This window comes from Thioalkalivibrio sp. ALD1, from assembly GCF_000381245.1.
GTDB lineage: Bacteria > Pseudomonadota > Gammaproteobacteria > Ectothiorhodospirales > Ectothiorhodospiraceae > Thioalkalivibrio.
Genome location: NZ_KB906241.1, coordinates 959,443 through 972,846, shown reverse-complemented (window position 1 = coordinate 972,846; position 13,404 = coordinate 959,443). Strand labels below are relative to the sequence as shown.

The 13,404-nt window shown below is 66.1% G+C and carries 12 protein-coding genes; all 12 read left to right on the top strand.

The features are described from left to right. On the top strand, positions 1–566 hold a 566-nt coding region (locus F623_RS0104660; RefSeq protein WP_019572150.1), incomplete at its 5' end, for an NAD-dependent epimerase/dehydratase family protein. Continuing rightward, positions 566–2,401 (top strand): ABC transporter ATP-binding protein, encoded by a 1,836-nt coding sequence (locus tag F623_RS0104655; RefSeq protein WP_018867985.1) that lies wholly within the window; start codon positions 566–568, stop codon positions 2,399–2,401. The genes F623_RS0104660 and F623_RS0104655, both read left to right, overlap by 1 nt. Before the next feature lie 34 nt (positions 2,402–2,435). Beyond that, a complete protein-coding gene (locus tag F623_RS0104650; RefSeq protein WP_026279328.1) occupies positions 2,436–3,521 on the top strand; it encodes a sugar-transfer associated ATP-grasp domain-containing protein in 1,086 nt (361 codons plus the stop codon). A 27-nt stretch (positions 3,522–3,548) separates the two neighbouring features. Next, positions 3,549–4,268, top strand: coding sequence for a hypothetical protein (locus tag F623_RS0104645; RefSeq protein ID WP_018860476.1), 720 nt, complete (start codon positions 3,549–3,551; stop codon positions 4,266–4,268). Positions 4,269–4,279: 11 nt separating this feature from the next. Beyond that, the gene (locus F623_RS0104640) at positions 4,280–5,617 is read left to right on the top strand and encodes a phenylacetate--CoA ligase family protein (RefSeq protein ID WP_018867987.1); all 1,338 of its coding nucleotides are present in this window, start codon (positions 4,280–4,282) and stop codon (positions 5,615–5,617) included. Further along, positions 5,614–6,750, top strand: a complete 1,137-nt coding sequence (locus F623_RS0104635; protein ID WP_018867988.1) for a glycosyltransferase — start codon at positions 5,614–5,616, stop codon at positions 6,748–6,750. The genes F623_RS0104640 and F623_RS0104635 overlap by 4 nt, the downstream gene beginning before the upstream one ends. Then, positions 6,747–8,093 carry a glycosyltransferase family 39 protein gene (locus F623_RS0104630; protein ID WP_018867989.1) on the top strand — a complete coding sequence of 449 codons (1,347 nt, stop codon included), beginning with the start codon at positions 6,747–6,749 and terminating at the stop codon, positions 8,091–8,093. Before F623_RS0104635 ends, F623_RS0104630 begins: the two co-directional genes overlap by 4 nt. Before the next feature lie 71 nt (positions 8,094–8,164). Continuing rightward, a complete protein-coding gene (gene tviB, locus F623_RS0104625; RefSeq protein WP_018867990.1) occupies positions 8,165–9,454 on the top strand; it encodes a Vi polysaccharide biosynthesis UDP-N-acetylglucosamine C-6 dehydrogenase TviB in 1,290 nt (429 codons plus the stop codon). Positions 9,455–9,638: 184 nt separating this feature from the next. Further along, the gene (locus F623_RS0104620) at positions 9,639–10,853 is read left to right on the top strand and encodes a glycosyltransferase family 4 protein (protein WP_018860481.1); all 1,215 of its coding nucleotides are present in this window, start codon (positions 9,639–9,641) and stop codon (positions 10,851–10,853) included. After that, positions 10,850–11,500 carry a sugar transferase gene (locus F623_RS0104615; protein WP_018860482.1) on the top strand — a complete coding sequence of 217 codons (651 nt, stop codon included), beginning with the start codon at positions 10,850–10,852 and terminating at the stop codon, positions 11,498–11,500. Before F623_RS0104620 ends, F623_RS0104615 begins: the two co-directional genes overlap by 4 nt. Next, entirely contained in the window at positions 11,497–12,348 is an 852-nt protein-coding gene (locus F623_RS0104610; RefSeq protein WP_018860483.1) for an aldolase/citrate lyase family protein, read from the top strand. Before F623_RS0104615 ends, F623_RS0104610 begins: the two co-directional genes overlap by 4 nt. Then, positions 12,339–13,307 carry a D-2-hydroxyacid dehydrogenase gene (locus F623_RS0104605; RefSeq protein ID WP_018860484.1) on the top strand — a complete coding sequence of 323 codons (969 nt, stop codon included), beginning with the start codon at positions 12,339–12,341 and terminating at the stop codon, positions 13,305–13,307. The genes F623_RS0104610 and F623_RS0104605 overlap by 10 nt, the downstream gene beginning before the upstream one ends. Positions 13,308–13,404: the final 97 nt, after the last annotated feature.

Sequence of the window (13,404 nt, the reverse complement as noted above, 5' to 3'; positions counted from 1 at the left end):
GCCTCTACGCCGCGAGCAAGAAGGCCAACGAATTGATGGCGCACACCTACAGCCATCTCTACAACCTGCCGGTCACGGGCCTGCGCTTCTTTACCGTCTATGGCCCCTGGGGTCGCCCGGACATGGCGCTGTTCCTGTTCACCCGGAAGATCCTGGCGGGCGAGCCGATCGACGTCTTCAACTACGGTCACCACCGGCGCGACTTCACCTACATCGACGACATCGTCGAGGGCGTGATCCGCACGCTGGATCGCCCGGCACAGCCCAATCCGGACTGGAGTGGCGAGACACCGGACTCGGCCACCAGTGCAGCGCCCTACCGGTTGTACAACATTGGCAACCACGAGCCGGTGGAGCTGATGCGCTACATCGAGGTGCTGGAAGACTGCCTGGGCTGCAAGGCGGAGAAGAACCTTCTGCCGCTGCAGCCGGGGGATGTGCCGGACACCTATGCGGATGTCGAAGCCCTGCGCACCGATACCGGCTACGAGCCGACCACCTCGGTCGAGGAGGGCATCGCACGCTTCGTCGAGTGGTACCTGGGGTATTACCGGGCGGCCGCCTGATGGGTGTCTACCGCAAGACGCTGCAACTGCTCACTCCGGCGGAAAAACGCCGGGGTGCGCTGGTGTTGGGAATGGTGATGGTCATGGCGGTGCTGGAAACCGCCGGGGTCGCCTCGATCATGCCGTTCTTGTCGGTCCTCGGAAACCCGGATCTGGTCAACACCAACCCCGTCCTGAACTATCTCTACACGGGACTGGGCTTCACCTCGGTGGACCAGTTCATCTTTGCCCTGGGTGCGGCGGCCTTTGCGCTGATTCTGTTCTCGGCGGTGTTTCGCACGCTCACGCACTATGCGATGAACCGCTTCATCGAGATGCGCCGGCACAGCCTCGGCAAGCGGCTGCTGGAGACCTACCTGCGCCAGCCGTATGCGTTCTTCCTGAATCGCCATAGCGGCGACATGGCGAAGAGCATCCTGTCGGAGGTCGACCAGCTGGTGCTGAACGTCTTCCGCCCCGGGATCACGATGATCGCCTACCTGGTAGTGACCATCGCCATCGTGGCCCTGCTGATCTTCGTCGATCCATGGCTGGCGCTGGGGGTCGCGGTCGTCATTGGTGGCGTGTACGGCACGATCTTCGTGTTTGTGCGCGGCCTGCTCGGGCGCATCGGCCGCGATCGCTCGCGCGCCAACCAGGAACGCTTCACCGCTGCCGGCGAGGCCCTCGGCGGCATCAAGGACATCAAGCTGCTGGGTCGCGAACACGCGTACCTGTCGCGTTTCGATATGCCCTCCAAGCGCCAGGCCCGGCACCAGGCGACCAACCAGACCATCTCCCAGGTCCCCAAATTCCTGATCGAGGCGATCGGCTTCGGCGGGATCATCGGGCTCACCCTGATCCTGCTGCATACCCAGGGGGGCACCGGCACAGACGCGCTGGGCGAGATTCTGCCGATCCTCGGGCTGTACGCCTTTGCCGGCTACCGCCTGCTTCCGGCCGCGCAACACATCTACGCGGGCCTGGCGAAGCTTCGCTTCGGCGCCGCCGCCGTGGAGAGCGTGACCGAAGACCTGCGCGAACGCGAGGCCCTGGCGGAGTTGCATCGACAAGCTCCCCAGCCGCTGGTGCCGCAGCAAACCATCGAACTCAAGGGCATCGACTACACCTACCCGGGCGGCCACCGTCCCGCGCTGCAGTCCATCAACCTGGAGATCCCGGTCGGCAGTTCCGTCGGGATCATCGGTACCACCGGCTCCGGCAAAACCACGTTGGTCGATGTCCTGCTGGGCCTGCTGCGGCCGACCCAGGGCGCCATCCTGGTGGATGGCCAGGCGGTAACGGAAACCAACCTGCGTGCCTGGCAACAGTCGCTGGGCTACGTCCCCCAGGACATCTTCCTGACCGACTCCACCGTGGCTGAAAACATCGCGCTGGGGATCCCCGCCGGGCAGATCGACCACGAGCGTGTCGAACGCTGCGCGCGCATGGCACAGGTGCACGACTTCATCGTTCAGGACATGCCGGAACAGTACGCCACGATGGTGGGCGAACGCGGCGTGCGTCTGTCCGGAGGCCAGCGCCAGCGCATCGGAATCGCCCGCGCCCTCTACCACGACCCCGATGTACTGGTGTTCGACGAGGCCACCAGCGCCCTGGACACCGCAACCGAGCGCGCCGTGATGGAGGCGATCGAGTCCCTGTCGCGCAGCAAGACCATCATCCTGATCGCGCATCGCCTGAGCACCGTGCGCGCCTGCGATCAGGTCGCCCATCTGGAGCGCGGCTCGTTCGCGTCGGTGGGCCACTTCGATGAACTGGTCGCCCAGCCCGAAGCGGAGACGCCCCAGGTCCAGCCCGTTCCCGAACCCCCGGCCTCCGGGACCCATGGGTGAACCCGCCGTGTCGACCCAACGCGAGGAAACTGCCGTGACGCACGTCCAATCCCAGCCGCTGCAGATCAAGAACAGCGGGCGCATCGCCCGCACCATCGCGCGCGCAGTCCACCTGCGCCATCTGCAGAAGTCGCGCAAGATTGCCATCCAGTGGCGCGAGAAACTCATCCGCGCGCATGGCGAATCCGCGGTCACACGCCCGGTTCTGCAGCGGATCAAGCGTTACGCGGCCGACACCTACGGCAGCGACTCCTGGTGGCCATGGCTGGCCGCCTACACCGAGGTGCGTCGCGAGTTCGTCGAGGGCTGGATCGGCGACGACTACTACACCGAACACCTCAACCCGCTCTGGAACCGGCAGGACATCCGCCGCCTGAGCGGCCTCAAAACCATGGACTCGCGCCTGTTCCCGGAAAGCGTCGTACCACCGGTCTTCGTGCGCGTGGGCGGCCAGTACCTGGATGCCCAGGGGACACCGGAACCGCTGGAAGCCGCCCTCTCGCGACTCGGGGCGGGCCAGCCCTACGTAATCAAGCCCGACGAGGGGCGCCAGGGCCTCGGCGTAACCTTTACCACCGCCGAACAGGTGGCCGACGAACTTGGCAAGATCCCGGGAAACTGCATCGTGCAACCCCTGATCGAGCAACACCCGGACATCGCGCGGATCAATGCCAGTTCGGTCAACACCCTGAGGGTACTGACCTTCCTGGATGCGGAGTCCGGGGAATTGCGCATCCTGAACCATTTCCTCCGTCTGGGACGTGAAGGCCAGCGCACCGACAACGTCTCCACCGGGGGCTATTTCGTCGGCGTCAATGGCGACGGCTGGCTGGACGGGCACCTGCGCGACCCGGTGTGCGTGAGCATCGGATCGATCCACCCCGATAGCGGGGTGGACGTCAAGGATTGCCGGATCCCCAACTTCGGCGCGGTACGCGAGCTGTGCCTGAACGCCCACCGACGCATCCCCTATCTGCGCTTCATTGGCTGGGACGTCTGCATTCAGGCCAGCGGCGATCCCGTGATCCTCGAATGGAACGCCGAGCAAGTGGCCTGGTCGCGCAACGAGTCCTGCTTCGGCCCGTTGCTGCCCTCGGTCCCGCGCGGCTACCCGCGCTGATCCCGCCACTGCCATCAGGAGAACGACATGCATCCGATCAAACTGCTGTGGACGGGTGGCTGGGACTCCAGCTACCGGCTGCTGGACCTGGCACTGTATCGCTGCCGCCGGGTACAGCCGATCTACGTGCTGGACCCGCGACGGAAATCCTATGTGTACGAGTTGCGGGCCATGGCCGACATTCGCGCGGGCATCGAGGCGCGCGAAGAGGCCCGTGGGCGTGTGGCACCGGTACGGGTCTATCTGCGCAGCGACATCCTCGAAGATCCGGATATCACCGAGCGCTACCACCGCCTGGCGAACGAGGTGCACGTGGGTACCCAGTACGACTGGCTCGCCCGGTTGTGCGAACAGGAAGGCCTGAGGGACCTGGAGCTGTCGCTCACCGGGCACGAGGCCGGCACCGAGTTGCAGGAACGTCTGTTCCGCAATCCGCAGTACGGGGACTTCCGTTTCCGCGAGGACGACTTTGCCTGGGAGCTGTTCCAATACTACCGCTTCCCGTTGCTGTCGGTGACCAAGGAGGCGATGAAGTTCGACGCCGAGGCCAAGGGATTCCTGCCGCTGCTCGAGCAATCCTGGTTCTGTCACTCGCCAATCCTGGGTCGGCCCTGTGGCCACTGCCAGCCCTGCCGTTTCTCGCGCGAATCGCGGCGCACCATCCAGTATTCGCGCCTGGGACTGCTGCTGGAGCTCGCGCGCCGGGCACGTTCCAGCCTGCGCTCGATGCGCACCGCCGACGCCTGAGGCGCGCCGCCATGTCCCTGGCCTTTGGTGCCCTCCTTCCCTGGCTCTCCGGACCACGCGAATATGCCGCGTTGCGCCGTGCCGAATGGCTACCGCTCCCTGCCCTGCAACGCCTGCAGATGGAGCGCCTGGCACACCTGCTGGTACAGGCGCGCACCGACGTGCCGTACTACCGAGAGTTGCTGCCAGAGGCCGACACCATCCACGCCGATCCGGTAGCGACGCTGCTGTCACTCCCCATCCTCGACAAGGGAGCCATCCGCCGCGAGGGCGAACGCCTGTGCTCGCAGCGGCCCCGTCCCGGGCTGCGGCGCAACACCTCGGGGGGATCGACCGGCGAACCCGCCACGTTCTATCAGGACACGCACTACCGGCGCTGGGGCCGGGCCACCAAGGCCCTGTTCGACGGCTGGACCGGCTACCGTCCTGGGCAACCCAAGGCCGTGTTGTGGGCGGCCTCGCGCGATCTGTCCGCACCCCGGGGCACCCGCCGCCTCGCCGAACGCCTGAAGAATCGCACCCTGCTGAACGCCTACCGCATGGACCCGGAGACGATGGATGCGCACCTCGAGCAGCTGCGCGCCGCGCCGCCCAGCCAGTTGCAGATCTACGCGGAGAGTGGCCACGAACTCGCCCGGCATGCCCTGCGCCGAGGGGTCCGAGTGCCGGGTATCGGCAGTGTGCTGAGCTCGGCCGGCACCCTCTTTCCCGACATGCGCGAGACCATCGAGAAGGCCTTCGATGCCCCCGTGTTCAACCGCTACGGCTCGCGCGAGGTGGGTGACATCGCCTGCGAATGCGAGCGCCACCGCGGGCTGCACGTCAACCCGCTGACCCAGTACCTGGAGATCCTCGACGACGACGGCCGTCCGACGCCACCCGGCATCCCCGGACGGGTCGTGGTCACCTCGCTGACGAACTACAGCATGCCCCTGCTGCGCTATGCGATCGGCGACCTGGCCAGTTGGTCCGGCGAGGCCTGCGACTGCGGGCGGGAATGGCCGCTGCTGGAGGGGGTATGGGGACGCGTGACCGACCATATCCGCGGCACCAGCGGTGCCGTGGTATTCGGCGGGTGGCTGCGCCAGTTGCTGTACCCGGAAGACTGGATCGGACAGTACCAGTGGGTCCAGCACGCGGAAGATCATATCCGCCTGCGCCTGATCCCCATCGATCGTGCCCCCCAGGGCGAGCGAGAACAGCGTCTGCAGGCGCGCCTGGAGCCCGAGATCCGCGAACAACTCGGCGCGGGCACACGCCTGGATATCGATCGCGTGGACGCGATCCCGCCGTCGCCCAGCGGCAAGCACCTGCATGTGATCAGCGAGTTGCAGGAGAACCGACGGTGAAGATCCTGCACGTGATCAACGGGCTCGGCCAGGGCGGCGCAGAACGCCAGCTGGGCAACCTGCTGCGCGCGGCACCGGACGCCGGCGCCGTGTTCGCGCTCAAGGAACCCGGGGTGATGGCCGGCGACATCCGGGCGCAGGGTATCCCGGTCTATACCGGGCGACTGCGCAACCCGCTCTCCACGGGATGGATCGCCGCCCTGCGCCGCGCGCTGGCCGCCTATCAACCCGATGGCGTGATGGGCTGGATGTACCACGGCAACCTGGCGGCCTCGCTGACCCGGCGCCTTGGGTATCAGGGCCCGGTATTCTGGAACGTGCGCCACTCGGTGCATGACCTGGCGCACGAGAAACGCGGGACCCGCTGGGTGATCCGTTCCGGGGCCTGGCTGTCGCGGCATCCGGCCCGGATCGTCTACAACAGCGCCACCGCAGCCGCGCAGCACGAGGCGCTGGGATTCTCCGCGGATCGCCGCGTGGTCCTGCCCAACGGCTTTGATCTCGAGCGCTTCCATCCCGCCCCGGAAGCCGCCCCTGAACTGCGCGCGCAGCTGGGCATCGGTCCGGATACCTGGCTGCTGGGCATGGTGGGGCGTGCCCATCCGATGAAGAACCATGCAGCTCTGGTGGCCGCGATGGCGCGGTTGGTCCAGGCGGGGGCAGACATGCACTGCGTCATGGTGGGTACCGGGGTGTCCGCGGAGGACAATCCGCTGGCCCGAGCCATTCGCGAACACGGGATGGACCGGTATGTGACACTGCTGCCGCCCACCCCCGAACCCGAAGCCCTCTACCCGAGCCTGGATCTACTGGTACTGCCCTCGCGCTGGGGCGAGGGCTTCCCCAATGTAGTCGGCGAGGCCATGGCCTGCGGCATCCCGGCCGTGGTCACGGATATCGGCGATGCCGCCAGCGTGGTGGGGTCGACCGGTTTCGTCGCCGCAAGTCCCGAGCCTCTGGACCTGGCCGACGCCATTACTCGGGCCATCGGCCATGGCCGTGCGAACCTGCGCGGGCTGGGGGGCGAAGCACGCGCGCGCATGGAATCGCATTACGCCCTCGAGGCCGTGTCCGGGCGCTACCAGGCCCTGTTCCAGGATGCCGTGGCGGATGCCGCGCCTATCTCGCCATGAGCTATACGTTGATCCCGTTCACCCTGATGGAGCTGCTGCTGACGGCCAGCTTCCTGATGGTAGTTCTGGTGGCGGTGCTGTGGACGGGAGTCATGCGCGAAGGCTACCTGTGGCCACTGCTGGCAGCTCTGGTGGCCCGTATCGTGGCGGCGCTGGTACAGCGTTTTCACTTTCCATTGCCCCAGGGTGGTGCGGATGCCATCAGCTTCGAGAACCGGGCCTGGTTCTGGGCCCAGAGCGGCTGCGGCAATCTCGGCGATTACTTCAGCATGGGCAGTTCGTACCTGCACAGCTGGCTGATCGCGAACCTCTACGCCTGTTCCGACCGCGCGCCCCTGGCCTTCCAAGCGGTGAACATCGCCCTGGGAATGCTGACGGTCTATCTGATTGCACGCATCGCCGAGCAGCTCTGGGACCGCCAGGCCGCCGTACGCGCGGCCTGGATCGGCGCCTTGTTCCCGATCCTTATCGTGAACGCGGCCGTGCCACTGCGCGAGGTCTGGTTCACCGCCTTCTTCCTGCTGGGCGTGCTATGGCTGGTGCGCTGGGTTCAGAGTCAACGCACGGGATTCCTGGTGGCTGCCGTCGGGGTGCTGCTGGGTGCGGCGGTCGTGCATGGCGCGGCGGTGTTTGCGATCGCGGGCATCGCGATTGTGCTGGTCAGCTGGTCGATCAAGGAGTTCCTGCGCGCCTCGGATCTGGGCCACATGCGCCCCGGTCTTCTGTTCGGGGGCATCCTGCTCGGCACGGCCGGGGTTCTGGGATTCCTGGTGATGGACGAAATGCGGTTTTCGTCCATCGGGCAGCTGGGCGAGGTCATGGAGCAAACGGAAACGCTCGACCAGCGAGCCGAGCGCAGTGCCCGCGGCGGTGCGGCCTATCCGTCTTTCCTGATCCCGTCCAACGATCTCGAGGCACTGATCCTGACACCGATCCGTACGGGCTACCTGCTGTTCGGCCCCCCGTTGTGGGAGGTACGTTCCCCCGTCCATCTGATCGGCATGCTGGAGGGCCTGTTCCATCTGGCGCTGGTCCTGCTACTGGCGGTGTATCGCCGCCACTGGTGGAAGCGCCAGGACTTCCGCCTGCTGGTGGTTGTGTTCATCGTTCTGGCCATCATCTTCGCCTGGGGTACCAGCAACTTCGGGACCGCCGCACGCCACCGCGCCAAGTTCCTCGGGATCCTGATCGCCCTGGCGGCGGGCCTGGCCGGGCGCCGCCTGTGGCGTTGGGAACGGCTGCGACACCTCGCCAATGGTCGCTCCTCGCCCACAGCCAGCACTACAGACCCACCGGAAACCTCCGGCGCCGGCCTGCCGCAAACGCGGCGCGCCTCGCCCTGACTGGCCGCGCGCAACTCGCGCGCACCCGCCCCTTCGGGGCTCTCACCCACAAGTACACAGGAGATTTCAAGATGGCGGAATTTGCGGCACCGGACGCCCCGCGTCTGGCCATTATTGGTCTGGGTTATGTCGGCCTGCCCCTGGCGGCCGAGTTCGGTCGTGTCCTGCCCACACTGGGCTTCGATATCGATACGGGCCGGGTCGAGGAGCTGCACGGGGGGCATGACCGTACCCGCGAGGTCTCGCGCGAGGAACTCGCCGCCGCCGAACATCTGGAACTGACCGCGGACCTTGAAAAACTGAGGGACTGCAATGTATTCATCGTGACGGTTCCGACGCCGATCGATGCCCACCGGCGCCCGGACCTGGGCCCGCTGCTGGCCGCTAGCCAAACGGTGGGACGCGTCCTGAAGCCAGGAGACGTGGTGATCTACGAGTCCACCGTCTACCCCGGTGCGACGGAGGAAGACTGCGCCCCGGTGCTGGCTCGCGAATCCGGCCTGGAGCTGAACCGTGATTTCTTCCTCGGCTACAGCCCGGAGCGGGTCAACCCCGGCGACAAGGAGCATCGCATCCCCGATATCGTCAAGGTCACCTCGGGCTCGACCCCCGAGGTCGCAGCATTCGTCAACGCGCTGTACGCCCGCATCATCCGCGCCGGAACCCATCCCGCGCCCAGCATCCGCGTGGCCGAGGCCGCCAAGGTCATCGAGAACACCCAGCGCGACGTGAACATCGCGCTGATCAACGAACTCGCCATGCTGTTCGAACGTCTCGACCTCGATACCGAGGCCGTACTGGCCGCGGCCGGGACCAAGTGGAACTTCCTGCCGTTTCGACCCGGTCTGGTGGGCGGGCACTGTATTGGCGTCGACCCCTACTACCTGACCCACAAGGCACAGGCCGCCGACTACCACCCGGAGATGATCCTAGCCGGGCGGCGCACCAACGACGGCATGGGCGGGTATATCGCGGATCGCACGATCAAGGCCATGATTCGCAAGGGGTTCCCGGTCGTGGGTTCGCGCATCCTGGTGATGGGACTCACGTTCAAGGAAAACTGCCCGGACCTGCGCAACACGCGCGTGGTGGACATCATTCATGACCTGCACGGCTACAACGCCGAGGTCGACATCTGGGACCCCTGGGTGGATGCCACCGAGGCCCGTCACGAATACGGGCTGGACCTGCTGGCCGAAGCGCCGGAATCGGCGCGCTACGACGCGATCATCCTCGCCGTCCCGCACCGCGAGTTTGTGGAGCTCGGCGCCCAGGGCCTGCAAAAGTTCGGACGCGAGCGCGCAGTGATCTTCGACGTGAAATCCGTGCTCCCGCCAGAGGCGAGTGACTTGCGTCTATAAACGGGCTATCCCTCCTCGACCGACCCGCCTTTTCGGGGTATCTCGCACACTTTGAGCACCCCGAAACATAGCGATAAATCATTGTCCTGTTTACCTTTTGTACTCATGCACAAGGACTTCCAGGAGGCCCCTCCATCACGCGAATGGAGACAACCCGGGCCTCCCGGGAACAGGAGTAACCGACATGCAGAACACCGGGCATCGCAGGGTCACGACAACCCTGCCAGGGGCTGTCCCCAGCGCGGCACGATCCACCACTGAGAGCAAAGCTCACAGCCGGGGCGGCATCGATCTTCTGATCGTGGCGGCCAACGCCCGCTCCCTGATCGCCAACCGTGGGGACCTGATCCGCGAGATCCGCCGCCACGGTCAATCGGTGGCCGCCGCCGTCCCGCGCAAGGACTACCTGCCCGAGGTCGAGGAACTGGGGATTCCGATCTACCCCTTCGACCTGGGCCGCACCGGCGTCAACCCGATCGAAGATCTGCGGACCACCGTTGCGCTGAAGCAGTTGATGCGCCGCCTGCGGCCGGAGGCCGTGTTCAGCTATACCGTCAAGCCCGTGGTGTACGGTTCCCTGGCCGCACGCTGGGCCGGGGTCCCGCGGGTCTACGCCATGATCACGGGGCTCGGGCATGCCTTTACCACCGAGTCCTGGCGTACCCGCATCCTGCGCACCATCAGTTCGACCCTGTATCGCACAGCCCTGACCCGCTGTGATCGCGTGTTCTTCCAGAACCCCGATGACCTCCAGGATTTCCTTGATCGTGGCGTGCTGCCCAACACCGATCGGGTCGTTCGCATCAACGGGTCCGGGGTCGACGTGGATCGGTTCGCGGAACATCCACTGCCCGATGGCGACCCGCTGTTCCTGTTTGTCGGGCGCCTGCTCACCGAGAAAGGCATCCTCGAGTTCGTGGAGGCCGCGCGTCAGGTCCACGCTCAATATCCCCGCGCCCGCTTCGTAGTGGTCGGCCCCCACAATCCGGACCTGCCCCATACCATTTCGGCCGAACAGGTCGAGGCATGGAAACGCGAAGGCATCGTCGAGTTCGTCGGTGGCGTGGCCGATGTTCGGCCCTGGCTCCAGCAGGCCTCTGCATTCGTCCTGCCCTCCTACCGTGAAGGCACGCCGCGCTCGGTGCTGGAGGCAATGAGCGTGGGCCGCCCGATCATCACCACCGATGCCCCGGGTTGTCGCGAAACCGTCGTCGACGGCGAGAACGGCTTCCTCGTTCCACCCCGGACCTCCGCGCCCCTGGCGGACGCCATGCAGCGGCTCCTCGACCATCCGGAACTGCTGCCCCGCATGGCCCGAGCCTCGCGCGAGCGGGTCGAGGCGAAGTACGAGGTGGGCCAGGTGAACCGCGTGATCCTGCGATCAATGGAGCTTGCATGAACGCCACCCTCAAACGCCTGTTCGACATCCTGTCCAGCATGGCGGCGCTGCTTCTGCTGGCCCCGTTACTATTGCTGATCGCCATTGCGATCCGCCTCGACAGTCCAGGGCCAGTCCTCTTCCGCCAGCAACGCATTGGCCTGGACGGACAGCCGTTCCGGGTCCTCAAGTTCCGCACCATGGTGGACCGCGACCCGGACTCGATCGACCAGCACCAGGAACAGGTGGTCAGCACCGGCGTCGACCCGCGCATTACCCGGGTGGGCCGCTGGCTGCGGAGCACCAGCCTCGACGAACTGCCACAGCTGTGGAACATCCTGCGGGGCGACATGAGCGTGGTGGGCCCCCGACCGATCCTGCCGGAACAGGTGGAGGTTGTCCCTCCCTCCTTCGCCTCCCGGTTTTCCGTGCGTCCCGGCCTGACGGGTTTGGCCCAGGTCCGCGGTCGCCGCACCCTGGGCTGGGTTCAGCAACTCGAAGCCGACACCGAATATGCCGCGCAGCACAACCTGCTATATGACCTGGGGCTGATCCTGCGGACGGTGTACGTCGTACTGACCGGCCAGGGGATCTACGGGGAAGCCGGCATCAACTGGCGCACCTACCGCGATTCGTTGCGGAACCGACAGCAAGGGGATGCGGAATGACTTCGACCCTGAAACACATGTTCATCACGGCCTCCGCCGACGTCGCTCGGCAGGCCGAGGCAGCGGGAATCGCGCGTATCTTCGTCGACATGGAGACCCGGGGAAAGGCCGAACGCCAGGGGCATCTGGATACCCACAAGGCGCGGCACACGCTTGATGATGTCCAACGCATCGCCAGTGCGCTCACGAACACGGAGCTGATGGTGCGCATCAATCCCCCGGCACCACAAACGCCCTCGGAGGTACGACAGGCGATCGAGGCCGGTGCCAACCGATTGATGCTGCCGATGTTCACCCACATCGAGGAGGTGCAGCACTTTCTCGACGCCGTGGGCAGACAGGTGCCGGTCACCCTGCTGGTCGAAACACCACAGGCCCTGATCCGGCTGCCGTCCTACCTGCCCCTGCTCGGACCGCAGGACCAGATTCATATCGGCTTGAATGATCTGAGCCTGGCATCTGGGCTCGATTTCCTGTTCGAACCGCTGGCCGGCGGCCTGCTGGAAGCGCCGGCTGACCTGTGCCGCGAGGCGGGCGTCGCTTTCGGGTTTGGGGGCGTCGGCGCGGTGGGCAAGGGCGAGGTTCCCGCAGAGTCCATCCTGGGCGAGCATGTCCGCCTTGGGTCCGAATGGGTGATCCTTTCGCGCGCCTTCCGCGAGGTCGTCAGTCAGGAAGACCCGGCGACCGGGACAGCACGCCTGCGCCGCGAGCTGGAGCGACTGCAGGCCGCGGAACAGCAGTTTCGCACAGCTCCCCCGGAAGCCCTGCTGGAGAACCGCGACCAGGTCCGCAGCCGCATCTTCCGGCTGGCGGCCCGCATGCACAACCGGAGCCGTGCATGCGCCTGAACCATACCCTGTTCCTGCAGAAACCGGAGGTTCTGGAGAAGCAGCAGGATACGATCGAAGCCCGCCTGCAGCAGGCGTTGCCCAACACCAAACTGACCTTCGCCGGTCAGCCCGAGGCGATCCCCGAAGGGCTCGCGGTCGACGCGGTGATTGCCCCCACCCTGCCCTGGCTTCCCGATGCCCTCCGTCGCCTGTCGCACTATGACTGGGTGCACTTCTTGTCCGCCGGGGTAGAAAAAATCTGGGACATGCCATTCCCCAAGGATGGCGTATTGATGACCAAGAGCAGTGGCGTCCACGGCGCCCCGATGAGCGAGTATGCGATCGGCGCCATGCTCTATTTCGCCAAGCACTTCGACCGCTTCAACGCGCAAAGCCGCGACAAGCGCTGGGAGCGCTGCTGGCTCGGGGAGCTGACCGGGCGCACCGCCATGGTGCTCGGCATGGGGCATATCGGCACCGAGGTGGCGCGCCGGGCCCGGGCGTTCGACATGCGCGTGATCGGGGTCCAGCGCAACCCGCGGCCGCATGACTGTGCCGACGAGGTCATCGCCCTCGATGCCGTAGAGGACCGCCTGCCGGAGGTGGACGACCTGATCGTATGCCTGCCGCTCACGCCGGACACACGACACCGGGTCGGCGAAGCCCAGTTCCAGCTCCTTGAACCGGGTGCCGTGCTGGTGGACATCTCGCGCGGCGGGGTCGTGGATCAGCAGGCGCTGACTCGCGCACTGGATACCGGCCGGCTACGCGGCGCGGCGGTGGACGTCTTCGAAGAGCAACCCCTGCCCGTGGAATCGCCCCTGTGGAACCGGGAGAACGTACTCGTCACACCCCATGTCTCGGGCACCTCGCCGCACTACATGGAGCGGGCACTGGAGATCTTCATCCACAACGCCCGTGCGATGGAGCGGGGCCAGTCACCGATCACACCGGTCGATCCGGTCGCCGGCTACTAGGGAGACGCTGGAGTCTTACCCCCCCTTCCCCCACAATGCGCGGCATCAAGGGGACCTTCCTTGATCCGCGTCACTGTGACGGGCCACCAAACGGGTG

Excerpts from the sequence above, each read along its gene's own strand:
- F623_RS0104655 (WP_018867985.1), top strand. The coding sequence starts at position 566 with ATGGGTGTCTACCGCAAGACGCTGCAACTGCTCACTCCGGCGGAAAAA.
- F623_RS0104645 (WP_018860476.1), top strand. The coding sequence starts at position 3,549 with ATGCATCCGATCAAACTGCTGTGGACGGGTGGCTGGGACTCCAGCTAC.
- F623_RS0104640 (WP_018867987.1), top strand. The coding sequence starts at position 4,280 with ATGTCCCTGGCCTTTGGTGCCCTCCTTCCCTGGCTCTCCGGACCACGC.
- F623_RS0104630 (WP_018867989.1), top strand. The coding sequence starts at position 6,747 with ATGAGCTATACGTTGATCCCGTTCACCCTGATGGAGCTGCTGCTGACG.
- tviB (WP_018867990.1), top strand. The coding sequence starts at position 8,165 with ATGGCGGAATTTGCGGCACCGGACGCCCCGCGTCTGGCCATTATTGGT.
- F623_RS0104620 (WP_018860481.1), top strand. The coding sequence starts at position 9,639 with ATGCAGAACACCGGGCATCGCAGGGTCACGACAACCCTGCCAGGGGCT.
- F623_RS0104615 (WP_018860482.1), top strand. The coding sequence starts at position 10,850 with ATGAACGCCACCCTCAAACGCCTGTTCGACATCCTGTCCAGCATGGCG.
- F623_RS0104610 (WP_018860483.1), top strand. The coding sequence starts at position 11,497 with ATGACTTCGACCCTGAAACACATGTTCATCACGGCCTCCGCCGACGTC.
- F623_RS0104605 (WP_018860484.1), top strand. The coding sequence starts at position 12,339 with ATGCGCCTGAACCATACCCTGTTCCTGCAGAAACCGGAGGTTCTGGAG.